Source organism: Corallococcus exercitus (assembly GCF_042231735.1).
Lineage (GTDB): Bacteria > Myxococcota > Myxococcia > Myxococcales > Myxococcaceae > Corallococcus > Corallococcus exercitus_B.
Genome location: NZ_CP102577.1, coordinates 103,570 through 119,400, shown reverse-complemented (window position 1 = coordinate 119,400; position 15,831 = coordinate 103,570). Strand labels below are relative to the sequence as shown.

The following is a 15,831-nucleotide window of genomic DNA, read 5'->3' as shown; positions in this document are numbered from 1 at the left end:
ACGCCGCCTTGCCCCCCGGTTTGTCATGCCCGGGGGCATTGGCCCTAGACTGGTGCCCGCTGGACCCGCGGAGCAGGTGCGGGGGCGCGCGGGAGGCCCCGGATGGCAGGCATGTGGCAAACGCCCCGGGGCACGCGCCTTCCGGGGCGCGAAGGCGTGACGCGCGTGGGAGGCCTGCTGGCCCTGGCGCTCTGCATGGCGCTGGGCTTCGTCGCCGTGCGCGCCTGGAGGCAGCGAGGCACCGGGCCGGAGACCCCGGCGCTGTGGCTCTCGGACGCGTCCCACCGTCCCCTGGAGGTGCGGCTGAGCCTCCCTGCCGCGGACGTGTACCGCCCCCATGCGCCGCCCCGGGGCGGGGACACGCTGGCCCCGCCGGTGCCCCTGGGCGCGCTGTCCCGCCTGGAGGAGCGCGGGGATGCGCACGGCGTGGGCGTCAGCTACCTGCTGCATGGCGACACGGAGCAGGCGCGCGCGTACCTGATGCGCACGTCCCCGTCGTTGGACCGGGACAGCGACCTGGCCGCCGTCGCCATCCTGCGCGGCCGCTCCGACGAAGCCCTGACGTTGCTGGACGCCACGCTGGAGGCCATGCCCGAGCACCCGCAGGCGCGCTGGAACCAGGCCGTGATGGCGCGCGAGCTGGGGCTGACGCTCCTCGCGGCCACGGCGTTCGAGGCGGTGGCCGCGAAGGGCGAGCCCGGCTGGAGCGACGAGGCGCGCGAGCAGGCGCGGACGTTGCGCGCCCGGTTCCAGGCGCGGGCGGATGCATGGAAGGCCACGCGCGAGGCGCTCCTCGCCCGGCTGCGCTCGCCCCAGGCGCCGCTGCCGGTGGAGGGAGCGGCCCGCTTCCCGGGCCTGGCGCGCGAGTCCTTCTACGACCTGCTGGCGACGGCGGAGGACTCCGCGCGGGTGGAGGAGCTGCTGCCGCTGGCGCGGGTGCTGGACCACGCGGCCGGAGGCACCGTGCTGGAGGACACCGTGCGGCGGGTGGCGAAGCTGGACTTCGCGCGCCGGGCGCCGCTCGCTCGGGAGTACGCGAAGCTGGTGCAGGACGCGCATCCCAGTCCGGCGGGCTTCATCGAACGGCTGCGCCAGGAGGCCACGGCGAAGGATGTGCTGCTCGGCGCGCTCCTGCGCACCCCGGGCGTGGCGCGCACGCATGAAGAGCTGCGCGCCCTGACGGTGGGAGAGACGGACCCGTGGATCCTCCTACGCGTGGCGCAGGAGGAAGCGCGGCTGGACGACCTGTCGGGACAGGGGCCCCAGGCCGGGGACCGGCTGCGGGAGACGCTGAAGGAATGCCGCGCGCGCAAGCTGCCCCTGCGCTGCGTGGACGTGCTCCTGCGGCTGAGCAGCCGCGCGACCGCGTCCAACCGGCTGATGGAGGCGGAGGAGGCCGCGAGCACCGCGTGGCAGGAGGCCGCCGCGCTGGGGGAATGGGACCGCGAGGGCGCGGCGCTGGTGATGATGGCCAACGCGACGCGCTTCCAGGTGCGGGTGGCGCTCTCGCGCGCCTACCTCATGGAGTCCCTGGCTCGCCAGCCCGATGACTGCAAGGCCCGCACGCAGGCGCACCTCAACCTGGCCTCGCTGGCGCTGATGCGCTTCCGTCCGCAGGAGGCGCGGCAGGAGCTGGAGGAGTCACTGGCCTGCAGTCAGTCGCCGGGGCTCCAGGCCGCGTGGATCCTCGCGGACCTGGCGCGCCTGGCGCCCCGGCCATCCGACGCGGCACGCCTGAGCGCGCAGCTGGAGCGGGTGTCACCGCTGCGGGAAGACGCGGGGCGGCGCGTGCTGGCCACGCTCATCCGGGGACGGTTCGAGGTGGACCGGGACTGGCGCGAGGGCCAGCGGGTGCTCCGGCAGGCCATCGCGGAGGCGGAGCCGCTCTTGCGCGTGAACGCGGATGCACGCGACGCGAGGGCGGTGGCCTTCCAGACGCTGGCGGTGAGCGCGGGCCACGCCGGGGCCTTCCGGGAAGCGATGGACGTGGTGGCCGAAAGCCTCCATGTGCCCGTGCCGGAGGGCTGCGTGCTGGCGGCGGCGGTGGAGGCCGAGCGCACCGTGACGGTGGTGCGCGGGCCACAGGGCCAGGTGCAGGGACGCTATGACGCCTCGCGCACCACGCCCCTGCGCGACGATTTGACGGGGCTGGTGCCCGCGGACCTGGTGGACCTGCTGCGCGACTGTCCCCGCGTGGCGGTGCTGGCCGCGCCCCCGCTGGACAGCCGCGCGGGCATCCTGCCGGCGAACCTGGCCTGGAGCTACCGGGTCAGCACGGGCGCGCACGCGAGCTCCCCCGCGAAGCCCCCGCTGCACGTCGTCGTCTCGGACGTGGAGCCGCCGATGACGCTGAGGCTGGCGCGGCTGCCTTCCGCGACGGACGTGGACCTGGCGGGGGCGCAGCGGCTCTTGCGGCTCAAGGGCGCGCAGGCCACGCCCGAGCGCGTGCTGGAGGCGATGGAGCAGGCCACGGACATCGACATCCACGCGCACGGCGTGGTGGACCGCGCGCTGTCGGACGCCACGGTCATCGCGCTGTCGCCGCAGCAGGACGGCCGCTACGCGCTCACCGCGGAGGAGCTGCGCCGCCGTCACCTGCAGGGTGCGCCGCTGGTGGTGCTGGGCGCCTGCAGCGCGGCCCGCCTCGCGCCCATCCTGCATGAGACGTCATCGCTGCCGCAGGCGTTCGTCGCGTCGGGAGCCCGGGCGGTCTTCGCCGCCACGGCGGAGATTCCCAACGACGCGGGCGCCTTCTTCCGCGCGGTGCGCGAGCGCATCCAGTCCGGCGAGGAACCCTCCCAGGCCCTGCGCGCCGAGCGCCTCGACTGGCGCAAGAAACAGCCCGGCATGCGCTGGGTGGACAAGGTCCTGCTGTACCAGTAGCGCCCGGCGCGGCTCAGTCCCTCGGAGGCAGGGGCGACGGCTGGGGCTCCGCGTCGGCGTCCCACGTCACGTTGGGTTCAGGCAGCGCGAAGGACTCGAACGAGACGGCGACGCCGCCGTCTGGCGCACTGAAGCCGTACCACCACCCCACCGGCAGCAGCAGCAGCTCTCCGGGCGACAGCCTCACCTCCAGGCGCAACGGGGCGTCGTCGCCCCCGGGCTCGGCCGACGCCGTGGTTACGCGCCGCAGCTCGAACGCCGGGACGAGCTGGAGCCGCCGCTCCCCGTGCACCTGCGCCAGCAGCACGTTGCGCCGCGCCGAGCGCAGGGGGACCTCCGCCCCGGGCGGCTCCCACCACAGCCGGGGCTCGCACGCGCGAGCGTCCTCCGCCGTGAAGCCCCGGAGCGTCGTCAGGCCCCGAGCCAGGGACTCCAGCCGGGGGTCCTCGAACAACGGCACGCAGCACGCGTGTCTCGCCTCACGCTCGCCCAGGAGCGCGGCGACGTTCCCGGGGCTCCAGGCCCGCGACTCCAGCGACGCGCTCCAGCCCTCCCGCAGCACCACCGGCAGGTTGTCGAAGTAGTAGCGGTCGAAGAACGCGGCGGGCGCCAGCGCTTCATGCCGGTCCACCCGCGGAGGCCCTTCCGTCTGCTGGAACAGCTCCGCGTACACGTCCAGCAGCCCCTCCAGCTTGCGCTGCATGCCCACCGCGCGCAGCGCTCCCGCGACGATGGGCTCCTGTTGCTCCACCTCCACCGCCCGCCGCGCCTGCTCCGCCGTCACGCCCGCCTGCTCCAGCGACGCCACCAGCTCCTTCGGCGACGCACCGCGCACCAGGTTCTCCACCAGCCACCGCCGCCACTCGGGCGTCAGCGGCGAGGTCCCCGCCTCCACCTCTCGCGAAGCTCTCATCGGTGCTCCTCCGAGGGCGTGGCGCCCAGCCAGCCCTCCCGCCAGCAGGTGTTCATCCCGGGTGTCTGCTCGAAGCTCACGAACGTCACCGACAGGCTCGGGTCCAGCGCCCGCAGCGCATGCCACCACCCCACCGGGATGAAGAGCGTGTCCCCCGGCCCCACCTCCACCGTGTGCAACGCCACCCGGGCGAAGTCCGGGAAGCGCTCCAGGTCCGGCGCCAGCACGTCCACCGCGCTGTAGAAGCCGCGCACGTTGGCCATCCACGGCGTCTCCCACGAAGGCGCCAGCCACACCTGCTTGCGCCCCCACACCTGACAGAACAGGACGTTGAGGTGATCATGGTGCAGGTTGGACAGCGTCCCCGCCGGCCCCAGCCACAGGTGCACGCGGTCGGGCTCGCGCAGGTCCGGCTGGATGTAGCCCTCCGGCGCACGCAGGTCCTCCAGCAGCGGCCGGAACGCATCGCGCAAGAGCAGGCTGTTTCGAGCCACCAGATACATGTCGTTCGCCGGCGCACCGTCGAACCGCGCCAGCAGCTCCCGCAGCGGCACGTCCCGGCGCAGGCGGTCCGCGTGGAGGTCCGGCAGCGCCTGGGCATCGCGCCCCGCCATCACCTCCACCGTCTCGTCCCCGAAATGCTCGGCCAGCCACGCGGGCGTCCACCGCGTCCGAGCCGGCCAGTCCTCCATCAGCCCCTCAATCACAACCGGCTGGTTGCGCCGGTAGTATTCATTGAAGAACTCCGCCGGAGCCAGCCGCGACCGCCGCTCCACGCGCGGACCTGGCAATGCCTGTCTTCGCAAGGCCGACCGCGTCGCGAGCAACGATTCAAGCAATCCCAGACGTGTCGTGAATTCACGAGCCCGCGTCAGGACGGGATGTGTCTCCGCGTCCCGAATCGTTTCCCAGACAACCTCCGGGGCCACTCCCGCCGCCTCCAACCGGGCTCGCAGGCTCTCGGGGGGCACCCCACGCGCAAGGTTATTCGCGAGCCACGTTCTCCATTCAGGGGGGAAGGAAGACGTCATCGCCGGCCCCCTTGAGTCGGGCTGAACCATTTGGGTCGTCCACATCCACCACGAGCGGACTCCATGACGCCTCCCGAGAACTCATACAAAATCGTCCCGAACCCCAATCCCCCGGTTGCCCCCGAGCAGGAGGACCTCCGCCGGAAGCGGGCGCCTGAAGTCCCCGCGCCCACGCCGCCGCCTTCCACGCCGCCCCTTCCTCAAACGCCGAAGGGCGAAAACCTCAACGACTGACGCAAGCCATTGAAGCGGGACAAGGCACACCTCAACCGAAGGTGTGCCACCGCGCGTTTCCGCCCGGGACCTCCAGTGACTGGAACGTCAGCGACACGCTCACGTCCAGCGCGTACACCTGGTGCCACCAGCCCACGGGGATGAAGAGCATCTCCCCCGGGCCCACCACCACCTCGTGCACGTGCGCGGCGGCGAAGTCCGGGAAGCGCTCCAGGTCCGGCGCCGCGGCGTCCACGGCGCTCCACACGTGCTCGTGGTTGTACAGGCGAGGCGTCTCGAAGGACGGAACCAACCAGAAGCGCTTGCGCCCGTGGACCTGGCAGAACAGCACCGAGTCCACGTCATGGTGCAGCGCCGTGCGCGTGCCCGCCGGGCCCACCCACAGCTTGAGGCCCCCGTGCTGCCGCTTCGGGTACACGAAGCCCGGGGCCGGCCGCAGGTCCTCCAGCAGCCCCCGCAGCTCCGGCCGCTCCAGCGCGAAGTTGCGAGCGGTGAGGTACAGGTCGTTGGTGGGCCCGCCCTGCTCCAGCCGGTGGAGGAAGTCCGCCAGCCGCATCACCGTGCGGCACGCGTCCGGGGACAGGTCATGGTCCGCGCGGGCTTCGCGGCCCGCCATGACCTCCACCTCCACGTCGCCGTAGTCGCGCGCCAGCGCCTCCGGCCGCCAGCGCTCCAAGAGCGGCCAGCCCTCCAGGAAGTCCTCCAGCACGACAGGGCGGTGCGCCCGGTAGTAGCGCGCCTGGAACTCCTCCGCGGACACGCCCCGCCGCCGCTCCACTCCCCGGCGCGACTGCCCATGCAGCGAAGCGCGCGCGTCCAGGAGCGACACCACCTCCGCCGCCCGCGCCCCGTGCGCCCCCCCGGCCTCCACCGCCGGGTGCCGCCCTGCGCGCGCGACTTCCGAACGGGCCTCCTCCGGGGCCATCCCTCCGGCGACCAGTGCCCGGGCCAGCGCCTCCACGGGCACGCCACGCAGCAGGTTCTCCGACAGCCACGCATCCCACGAGGGTGACAGGGCCATGGCCCCACTCTAGGCCACCCGCGAAGCGGCACGGAAAGGGGGCCCTCTCCCCACATGCCCTACAGGGTCAACGCCCCCTTGAGGCCCAGCACCACGATGTTGCGCGCGTCCTCGTCACCGCCGGGGCGGATGTATTGGAGGTTGGGCCGCAGCACGAGCCACGGCGTCGCGTGGAGGCTGTAGTACAGCTCGCCCAGGTACTCCGTGCGAGGCACCACCGTGGTGGGGTCCTGTGCCTGCTTCAGCCGCTGCGCGGTGACGTAGCGCCCGTTGGAGTGCGTGCGGCCCAGCGCGAAGCCCACGTCGTCATCCGCCCGGCCGAAGACGCCCGTGTACCCCAGGCCCAGCGAGTACTGGCTGTCCTGCGCGGAGGTCCTCCGGTCCGTGTGCGTCAGGCGCAGGAAGACGTTGAGCCCCTGCGCCGCGTTCTCCGCGCCCAGGACGTGCGTGAGCTGCTGGCGCGCGACGAGGTACGCGCCGTAGCGCCCGTCGCGCTCCACGTCGGCCAGGAGCACGTCCGGCGCGTTGGACGTGTCGTACCAGACGCCCAGCTTGTAGAGCCCCTCCAGCCGCCCGCCCAGGAACTTCGGGTTCCACCCCAGCTCCAGGGGCAGCATCACGCCCGTCGCGCCGCTGAAGTGCCCCAGGTAGAAGGCCTCCTCCAGGTTGCGCGGGTTCACCTCGTAGGCGGCCAGCTGCACGTAGGCCACCTTCGCCACGTCCACGCGCAGCCGCGTGCCCCACTGGCTCACCGGCCAGTTGAACCAGTAGTTGCCCACGATGTTGCCGGGCTGCGCGCCGCAGAAGTTCAGGTTCTGGAAGTCGCAGGGGAAGTCCGCCGTGTCCTCGCCCATGGGGACGCGGCCCAGCTTCAGGTGCACCCGCCCGTCCCAGAGGAGCTGGTCGTACCAGAGCTGCGTGAGGCGCCCGACGTTGCCGCGCCCGTACACCTCCTGCACCAGCTGGAGGTTCCCCAACGCCATGTCCGCGTTCAGGTTGTTGCCGTTGCGGTGCGTGAACGTGAACTGGAAGGTGCCACCCTTGAGCCCGGCCAGCTTCTCCAGGTCCAGCCCCAGCCCCACGTTGAGCTGGCCCGCCTGCCGCAGCGCGTGCCCCTTGCCGCCGCGCGCGTTGTAGGCAAGCTCCGTCACGTAGCGGGCCTGGAGCCCGACACCCAGCTCGAAGAGCAGCCCGCGCGCCCCGCCCCATCCACCGCTGAGGCCCGGGGGCATCTTCGTCTCGGCGGCGAAGGCCGGTCCCGCGCACAGCAGGGCCCACGCCAACCCCCACGCCCATACGGCCCGTGCCCGCATCGCGCCCGCTCCCTCGCACGCCACGGGTCCTCAATGGCAACGCGCGTCAGGATGTCCAGCCGTGCAGGAGGGCCGTCCGTCACCTTCCCGCCACTCCCCGGGCCTTTCGCGGGGCCCGGGGTGCGGCGAGGAACGAAAGCGGCACGCCGGGAGTGTCCTCCACCCGGCGTCGTAACGCTGACTACTTCTGCGGCAGCGGCACCGTGCGCACGTGCAGGTCGCGCAGCTGCTTCTCGTCCACGTCGCCGGGGGCGCCCGTCATCGTGTCCGTGCCCGTCTTCGTCTTGGGGAACGGAATCACGTCGCGCAGGGACTCCGCGCCCGTCAGCAGCATCACCAGGCGGTCCATGCCCAGCGCGATGCCGCCGTGCGGGGGCGCGCCGAACTTGAGCGCGTCCAGCAGGAAGCCGAACTTCACGCGCGCCTCCTCCTCCTGGATGCCCAGCGCCTTGAAGACCTCGCTCTGCACCTTCGGGTCATGCAGGCGGATGGAGCCGCCGCCAATCTCGAAGCCGTTGAGCACCACGTCGTAGCGGTGGCACTTCACGCGGCCGGGGTCGGTCCCCAGGTACTGCACGTCCTCGTCGTGCGGCCGGGTGAAGGCGTGGTGCGCCGCGGCCCAGGTGTTCGTCTCCTCGTCGAACTCGAAGAGGGGCGGGTTCACCACCCAGAGGAACTTCCACTGGCCGCCGCTGCCGTACTCGGGGATGAGCCCCAGCTTCTTCGCCACGTGCACGCGCAGGTTCGCCATCACCGTGTGCACCAGCGACTCGCGGCCGAACTGGAACAGGATGAGGTCGCCCGTCTTCGCGTTCACGGCCTGGTTGATGGCCTGCCGCAGCGCCGGCGTAATCGTCTTGGACAGCGGGGACTGGGTCCACTCACCGCCCTCGCCCACCTTCGCGCGCGCCAGGCCCTTGGCGCCCGCCTGCTTCGCGAAGTCCTCCAGCTTGTCGCTCTCCGCGCGGGACAGCGCCTTCTCCGCCGGGACGACCATCGCCTTGACGATGCCCTTGTCCTGCACCGCCTCCCACATCATGGGCACGCCGCCCTGGGCGCCGTGCTCGCGGATGACGTCGGTGAGCACCACGTGCTCCAGCCCGAAGCGCAGGTCCGGCTTGTCGTTGCCGTACTTCGCCATGGACTCGTAGAAGTCCATGCGCATGAAGGGCGTCGGGATGTCGATGCCCAGCACCTCGCCCCACAGCTTCTTCAGCAGGCCTTCGATGATGGTGAAGATGTCGTCCTGGGTGACGAAGCTCATCTCCACGTCGATCTGCGTGAACTCCGGCTGCCGGTCCAGGCGCAGGTCTTCATCGCGGAAGCACTTCACGATCTGGAAGTACCGGTCGAAGCCCGCGACCATGAACAGCTGCTTGTAGAGCTGCGGGCTCTCCGCCAGCGCGTAGAACTTGCCCGGGTTCAGGCGGCTGGGGACCAGGAAGTTGCGCGCGCCGCCCGGCGTGTACTTGCCCATGAAGGGCGTCTCCAGCTCCAGGAAGCCGTTGCCCGCCATGTAGGAACGCGCGAGCGTGTTCATCTTCGAGCGCGTCATCAGCGTCTTCTGGAGGGGCCCGCGGCGCAGGTCCAGGTAGCGGTGCGCCAGGCGCTTCTCCTCGGACGTGTCCACGTTGTCCTCGATGAGGAACGGCGTGGGCTCCGAGCGGTTGAAGATGGTCAGGTCCGAGGCCTTCACCTCGATCTCCCCCGTCTTCATCTTCGGGTTCACGTTCTTGCCGCGCGACAGCACCTTGCCCTTGATGCCGATGCAGTACTCCAGGCGCAGGTGGCCGGCCGTCTCGTGGGCTTCCTTGCTGTCCGGCTCGAACACCACCTGGGTGAGCCCTTCGCGATCCCGCAGGTCGATGAACACCGCGCCACCGTGGTCTCGGCGGTTGTGCACCCAGCCGAAGAGGACCACCTCTTCGCCAACGTTCGCGGCCGTGAGCTGACCGCAGGTGTGGGTACGCTTGACCTCTGAAATGAACGGGACCGCCATGGAGACCGCCTGCGTTTGGTTCGGGAAGGAAGGCCGGGCACCATAGCGGATCGAGGAAACGACGCGTCAAGGAATCCTGGCTCGGGCGCCCCCCTCGTGGCTGCCCGCCAGCCCGGTCTCGTTCGGAGGGGAATACACGTTCCGGGCGGTCCGGAGTAAAACGGGCGTCATGCTCCGAACAGTCATCACCGCCGCCGTCGGGCTGACCCTGGCCACGGGCTGCGCGCCGGACAGCGAGGCCCCCGTGAAGGTCTCCGTCCTGTCCCGCTCCAGCAATGGCCAGTACGTCCCCACGCAGGTCGAACTCACCACCATCGAGGACGTCGTCGGCCTGAAGGGCACCGTCGGCGACCTCCAGGGCGGCGCCCGCATCGTCATCGACGCGAACGACCCCGGGCTCCAGAACGCCACGGAGGACACCATCGCGGACGTGCTGCTCAAGAAGTCCGGCCACGACGTGAAGGCCAGCTACATCACCCAGAAGGATGAGAAGACGGGCGAGGACGTCCTCTGGCCCGCGGACTTCCACTCCTGGAACATGGTGACCTCGTATTACAACCTCGAGCGCGCCAACGAGTACTTCCGCACCGTCGCCAACGTGAAGGTCGTGACCTTCGAGCCCACGCCGACGCTCTACTACTTCCCGGAGTTCATCCAGACGCAGGTGAGCAAGGAGCCGGCGGAGGACAACGCCATCTTCTACCCGGTGCTCCAGTCGTTCCTGGTGCTCCCGTTCGAGAAGATCCAGCGCGCCCCGCTGCCCCTCAACGCGGCGGTGATGGCGCACGAGTACTCGCACCTCGTGTTCAACCGGCTGGCGTACGCCGGCCAGTCGCTGCCCCTGGCGCTGTCCGTCTGGGGCTCGCAGGCGCCCAGCCAGGGCGCCAACGTGCTCAAGTCCTTTGACGAAGGCCTGGCGGACTACCACGCCTACGGCGCCACCTGCCGCAGCCCCAGCGGGTGTGACCCCCGCTTCATGGCGCCCTCCTTCGACGGCGGCCCCTACGCCGGCGTCACCGACGCGCGGGACCTGTCCAACGGCAACCGCTGCATGAGCGCGCTCCTGTACGCCCGCGTGCAGCAGCAGGACCTGAACACCTTCTCCGCCGACGGCGCCGAGTACATGGTGGGCACGCTGCTGGCGACCGCGCTCTACCAGGCGGGCCGCTCCACCGGCCAGGAGGCCCAGCTGCAGCGCGACATCGTCTCCGCGTACTACGACACGGACCCTGGCAAGCCGGGCATCTACCAGTACACGCAGATGGTGCTGGGGGACCAGTCGCTGTTCACGCTGGCCATCCCCGCCCGGGCCATCATCTCGCACATCACCGACCTGGAGCTGCGCAAGGCCGTCTGCAACGAGTTCATGGACCACCTGCAGATCCCGCGCGCGGACCTCATCGGCGACAACCTCTGCCCGGCCAGCGCGGCGGGCGGCACCACCTGCCCCAGCATCTTCGAATGAGGCCCGCTCCCTTGAACACCTGGCTCAAGGCCTGCCTCGCTGGCAGCCTGCTCATCACCCCCGCCGCCTTCGCCCAGAGCGCGGACGACGACGACCCCTACGCCTACCCGGAGCAGGAAGCCGAACGCGCCCAGGAGAAGGCCCAGAAGGAGGACGACGACGCGTACGAGCGGCGCCGCAAGCTGGTGGATGAAACGGACGAGTTCCGCGAGGCCGCCGAGCGCGAGAACGACGACGGCTTCCGGGCCATGGCCCGCCTGGACGACCCCAACCTGGGCGTCGCGGTGGAGCTGGTGGCCGGCCTGTTGATGGTGGACAGCGCCCGCGGTGACTTCTCCGACAACAAGCCCGGCCTGGGCGTGCGCGCCACCTGGGAGTTCGGCCGCTCGTTCTTCACCGAGAACGAGACCCTGCGCGAGGCCCTCTTCGCGGACCTGCGCTGGATCTACGGCAGCCTCAGTGACGGCACGGAATTCATCAAGGGGGACACGCGGCTTCACTACTTCACGCTCGCACCCGCCTGGTTGTTCCGCTTCGGCGACTCGCCCTTCGGTCTGTTCCTCCAGGCCGGTGGCGGACTCGCCTATCAGAACACCGGCATCACCATTGGCGAGGACGAGACCCAGGTGAACGGCCTCAAGCCCGTCGTCCAGTACGGCCTGGGCATCCGCGGCCGGCCCGCGCTGTCGCGCACGCTGAACCTCACCTTCCGCCTGGAGGCCATGGGCTTCAGGCGCGGCTACGCCAACGACTTCTTCATCGGCGGCAGCGCCGGCGTCGGCTTCTAGCGCCTGGCCCTTGGACGTCCCTTCGGCCCCCGCGCCCTTCCCACCCGGGAAGCGGTGGCGGGGGCTGAACTTTTTCCCCCTTTTGCCCTCCCTCCAGGGCCGCGCTCCTTGGCCTTCCAAGGAGATGGACCGCTGGCACGACCCCTGCTTACACTCGCCCCGGGTGGGGGAGTCTGGGGCGTCGGGCTGGAGGTGGAAGATGAACGGTGGTCAGGAACAGGAACAGGGCAACACGCGGCACTGGGATCCGGTGTGCGGCCGGCACCTGGAGGCCCCGGAGGGCCATCCCTCGTCGGAGTACAAGAAGCGCCGGTACTTCTTCTGCTCGGAGGGCTGCCGCACCGCCTTCGAGCGCCAGGCGGAGCGCTTCCGCCTCAACGAGCTGGCGCGGGCCGGCGCGCTGATGTCGCCGGGCCGGGTGCGCTGGGGGCTCGCGTAGCGAAGGAGTACCGCGGACGGCGTCAGGCGGCCTGACGCACGTCCTTGAGGCGCAGGGACAGCTTGCGCTGGCCCCGGAAGGTGTCGAAGCCGGCCTGGAAGGCCAGGTCCACCGGCCCCTCCACCAGCGACACGCGGTCCGCCATGCCGAAGCCGATGGCGTCCAGCTCCGGCGCGTCCACGAGCGCGAGCTTGAGGTGCCCCGCGCCGCTGGCGCCGGACTTCGGGGGCAGCACGCGCGGCCGGGCCTGCTGGCCGCGCAGCACCAGCACCGGCTCCGGGTTGCCCTGGCCAAAGGGCCCCAGCTTCTGCAGCGACTCCACCGCCGTCGCGTCCAGGTCGCGCGGGTTCACCACCGCGTCCACGCGGCAGCGCGGAATCAGGTCCTCGGGCGTCAGGCGCTGGAGGGCAATCTTCGCGAAGGCCTCGCGCAAGGCGGGCAGCTGCTTCGCGTCCACGGTGAGGCCGGCGGCGTGCTTGTGCCCGCCGTAGCGCATGAGCAGGTCCGAGCAGCCGGTGAGCGCGTCGTACAGGTGGAACGCCTCGATGCTGCGCGCCGAGCCCTTCCCCACCCCGTCCTTCACGCCCACCATCACCGTGGGCCGGTGGTAGCGCTCCACCACGCGCGACGCCACGATGCCGATGACGCCCGGGTGCCAGCCCTCGTCGTAGAGCACCAGCCCGCGCGCGTCCTTGTGCTCCTCCGCCTGCGCCAGCGCCTGCGTGAGGATGCTGCTCTCAATGCCCTGCCGCTCCGCGTTCGCGCGATCCAACACCTGCGCCAGCGAGCGCGCCGTCTCCACGGAGTCCGCGCACAGGAGCTGGAGGCCCAGCGACGCGTCGTGCAGGCGGCCCGCGGCGTTGATGCGGGGCCCCAGGCGGAAGCCCACCTGCCCCGCGGTGACGGACGCGTCCGGCTCCATGCCGGCCACCTCCTTCAGCGCGCGGATGCCGGGGCGGCGGCCCTGGGACAGCTCCTGGAGGCCGTGCGCCACGAGGATGCGGTTGGCGCCGGTGAGCGGCACCACATCCGCCACGGTGGCCAGCGCCACCAGGTCCATCAGCGCCTTGAGGTTGGGTTCTTTGCGCGTGGCGAAGAAGCCGTCGTCGCGCAGCCGCTTGCGCAGCCCCATGCACAGGTTGAAGGCCACGCCCGCGGCGCACAGCACCTTCGTGGGGTACTCGCAGCCGGGCTGGTGCGGGTTGAGCACCGCCGTGGCGGGCGGCAGCGTGGGCGGCACCGTGTGGTGGTCCACCACCACGACGTCCAGGCCCATCTCCTTCGCGCGGGCAATCTCCGCCACGGAGGTGATGCCGCAGTCCAAGGTCACCAGCAGGCGCGTGCCGTCCTGCGCGATGCGCTCCACCGCGGCCAGGTTGAGGCCGTAGCCCTCGTCCAGCCGGTGCGGGATGTACGTGGCGGGGGCGGCCCCCAGCTCCTTGAGGAACAGGTACATGAGCGACGTGGAGGACACGCCGTCCACGTCGTAGTCCCCGTAGAGCGTCACCTTCTCCTTGAGCCGCACCGCGCGCAGCACGCGCTCCACCGCGGGGCCCATGCCCTTCATCCGGAACGGGTCCGGCAGGTCCGCCAGCCGGTCCGACAGGAAGGCCGACGCCGCCTCCGGCGTACGGTAGCCCCGGTGGAGCAACACCCTCGCCGCCAACGGGTGCAGCGACAGCTCACCCGCAAGCGAACCGACCTCCTGCTCGACGACATCTGGAAGCAACCACCGCATGGAGGAGGACAGTACCTCAGACGTCCGACCAAGGCAGTCCAACCCGTCCACTCACACCTCCCTCCTGCACGCGTGTTCAGCCGTGCGCTCGCCTGCCTTCCTGCTGTGGACCTGCACGGCGGGTACGCGGTGCCCAGCTTGAGTGCACACCCGTGGACAGAGGAGGTCCGCATGCTTCGCAGGTTTCTCCAGGGCGGTGCCCTGATGGTCGTCGTGTTGGGCGCGGGGCCCGCGCTCGCGCAGAAGAAGCAGGGGGACGTGAACGTGTTCCTGCGCGGCGGCATTGGCGACTACACGGGCGACCTGGGCGACCTGTCGAGCACCGGCCCGCTGTGGGGCCTCACGCTCAACCTCCAGCCCACCACCTTCCTCGGCTTCGAGGTCGGCTACGAGGGCTCGCAGAACAAGGTCGCCGACACGCGCCTCTTCGACGCGCCCTCGCTGGTGCGCAACGGCGGCAGCGCGCTGGTGAAGGTGTCGCCGCCCTTCCTCACCGCGGTGCGCCCCTTCGCGGGCGTGGGCCTGGGCCTGTCCTACGTGGACGTGCGCGGCGCGGGCGCGGGGCTCTACGACAGCGACCTGATGGAAGAGGTGCCGCTCGCGGTGGGCCTGGAGTTCAACACCGGCGGCCTCACCGCGGGCGTGCGCGGCACGTACCGCGTCCTCATCGACCAGGACTTCGCGGAAGCCACCGCCACGGACGACGCGGGCGGCGGCCTCATGGACGCGTCGCTCACGCTGGGCGCGCGCTTCTAAAGCGAAGGGCCCTCGCTCCCACGCATGGGAGGAGGGCCCTCGTTGCTTCCAGGCGTCAACCGGCTCGGAGGCCGGCTCAGGCCGTCTTCGGTTCCTGCTTGGCGCCGCCGGAGTGCCCCTCGCGGGCGTGCGCGCGCTCGTCCAGCCAGATGACCAGCGGGCTGGCGATGTACACGGACGAGTACGTGCCCACGAGGATGCCCACCAGCATCGCCATGGCGAAGTCGAAGATTTCGCCCACGCCGAAGATGAGCAGACCGATGAGCGACAGCGCCGTCACGCCGGAGGTGAGGATGGTGCGCCCCAGCGTGTCGTTGACGGCGATGTTGATGACCTCCGGCAGCGGCTTGCCCTTGTACTTCACCATGTCCTCGCGGATGCGGTCGTAGATGACGATGGTGTCGTTCACCGAGTAGCCCACGATGGTGAGCAGCGCGGCGATGGACGTGAGGTTGAACTCGCGCTGGCTCACCAGGTAGTAGCCCGCCACCATGATGACGTCGTGGAGCATGGCGAGCAGCGCGCCCGGGCCGAACTTGAAGTCGAAGCGGAACGCCACGTAGATGAGGATGGCGACCATGGAATACACCAGCGCCATGATGCCGCGGTTGCGCAGCTGCTTGCCCACCTGCGGACCCACGTAGTCCACGCGGCGCTGCTCGAAGTCGGGCTTGTCGGAGCCCGCGCTCAGCGCGGCGAACACCTTGTCCGCCATGCCGCTCGCGACGACCTGGTAGTCGTAGCCGGTGCCGCCCTGGTTCGCGCCCAGGTCACGCACCTCCTGCACGCCAATGCCCGCGCCGTCCTGCACGGCCTTCTTCACCGCCTCCGCGGACATGGGCTGCGCGGAGCGGAAGTTCACGATGCCGTTGGCCATGTCGGCGTAGACGTTGCGCACCTCACCCAGGCCCTGGATGGCCGCCTTCGCGCGCTCGGCGTTCTCCGCGGTGAGCTGCGTGACGCCGCCCATGCGCAGGAGGAAGGAGTTCTCCTCGGCCGCGCCCACGCCCTGGACGCTGACGTCGTGAAGGCCGCCAGCCTGGGCCTTCTCACGCACCTGCTCCGCGGTGGTGGGCGTGTTGTACTTCAGCTCCACCACCGTGCCGCCGGCGAAGTCCACGCCGAAGTTGAACCCCACCGCGGCGATGCCGACGATGATGGCCAGGTTGATGAGCGTGGAGATGAAGAGCGCCGGCTTGCGCTTGCCGATGAAGTCGATGTTCGTCTTGTGCTTGAGAATCTGCATGGCGG

The 15,831-nt window shown here is 70.8% G+C and carries 12 protein-coding genes; 5 read left to right on the top strand and 7 right to left on the bottom strand.

What is annotated here, in order from left to right; translation table 11 throughout:
- Positions 1-102 precede the first annotated feature (102 nt).
- A complete protein-coding gene (locus NR792_RS00550) occupies positions 103-2,883 on the top strand; it encodes a CHAT domain-containing protein (protein ID WP_375758120.1) in 2,781 nt (926 codons plus the stop codon).
- Positions 2,884-2,896: 13 nt separating this feature from the next.
- On the opposite strand, the gene NR792_RS00545 is transcribed toward NR792_RS00550, so the two are convergent.
- From NR792_RS00545 to aspS, 5 genes are all read right to left on the bottom strand, one after another.
- Positions 2,897-3,796, bottom strand: coding sequence for a hypothetical protein (locus NR792_RS00545; protein ID WP_375758119.1), 900 nt, complete (start codon positions 3,794-3,796; stop codon positions 2,897-2,899).
- Positions 3,793-4,587 carry a cupin-like domain-containing protein gene (locus NR792_RS00540; RefSeq protein WP_375758118.1) on the bottom strand — a complete coding sequence of 265 codons (795 nt, stop codon included), beginning with the start codon at positions 4,585-4,587 and terminating at the stop codon, positions 3,793-3,795. Before NR792_RS00540 ends, NR792_RS00545 begins: the two co-directional genes overlap by 4 nt.
- 505 nt (positions 4,588-5,092) lie before the next feature.
- Positions 5,093-6,082, bottom strand: coding sequence for a cupin-like domain-containing protein (locus NR792_RS00535; RefSeq protein ID WP_375758117.1), 990 nt, complete (start codon positions 6,080-6,082; stop codon positions 5,093-5,095).
- Between the two features lie 59 nt (positions 6,083-6,141).
- Entirely contained in the window at positions 6,142-7,419 is a 1,278-nt protein-coding gene (locus NR792_RS00530) for a carbohydrate porin (RefSeq protein ID WP_375758116.1), read from the bottom strand.
- Positions 7,420-7,576: 157 nt separating this feature from the next.
- Entirely contained in the window at positions 7,577-9,394 is a 1,818-nt protein-coding gene (gene aspS / locus NR792_RS00525; RefSeq protein WP_375758115.1) for an aspartate--tRNA ligase, read from the bottom strand.
- A gap of 169 nt (positions 9,395-9,563) precedes the next feature.
- Between aspS and NR792_RS00520 the strand changes: the two genes are divergently transcribed.
- The 3 genes from NR792_RS00520 to NR792_RS00510 all read left to right on the top strand — a co-directional run bounded on the left by NR792_RS00520 (position 9,564) and on the right by NR792_RS00510 (position 12,086).
- The gene (locus tag NR792_RS00520; protein WP_375758114.1) at positions 9,564-10,859 is read left to right on the top strand and encodes a hypothetical protein; all 1,296 of its coding nucleotides are present in this window, start codon (positions 9,564-9,566) and stop codon (positions 10,857-10,859) included.
- Between the two features lie 11 nt (positions 10,860-10,870).
- A complete protein-coding gene (locus NR792_RS00515) occupies positions 10,871-11,647 on the top strand; it encodes a hypothetical protein (RefSeq protein ID WP_375758113.1) in 777 nt (258 codons plus the stop codon).
- Positions 11,648-11,846: 199 nt separating this feature from the next.
- Positions 11,847-12,086, top strand: coding sequence for a YHS domain-containing protein (locus NR792_RS00510; protein WP_120524508.1), 240 nt, complete (start codon positions 11,847-11,849; stop codon positions 12,084-12,086).
- A gap of 22 nt (positions 12,087-12,108) precedes the next feature.
- Here NR792_RS00510 and recJ read toward each other — a convergent pair whose 3' ends face one another.
- Positions 12,109-13,824 carry a single-stranded-DNA-specific exonuclease RecJ gene (gene recJ, locus NR792_RS00505; protein ID WP_375758112.1) on the bottom strand — a complete coding sequence of 572 codons (1,716 nt, stop codon included), beginning with the start codon at positions 13,822-13,824 and terminating at the stop codon, positions 12,109-12,111.
- Between the two features lie 171 nt (positions 13,825-13,995).
- Between recJ and NR792_RS00500 the strand changes: the two genes are divergently transcribed.
- A complete protein-coding gene (locus NR792_RS00500) occupies positions 13,996-14,580 on the top strand; it encodes an outer membrane beta-barrel protein (protein ID WP_375758111.1) in 585 nt (194 codons plus the stop codon).
- A gap of 76 nt (positions 14,581-14,656) precedes the next feature.
- On the opposite strand, the gene secF is transcribed toward NR792_RS00500, so the two are convergent.
- Complete coding sequence (secF, locus tag NR792_RS00495; RefSeq protein ID WP_375758110.1) at positions 14,657-15,826, bottom strand: protein translocase subunit SecF; 1,170 nt, start codon at positions 15,824-15,826, stop codon at positions 14,657-14,659.
- Between the last annotated feature and the right edge of the window lie 5 nt (positions 15,827-15,831).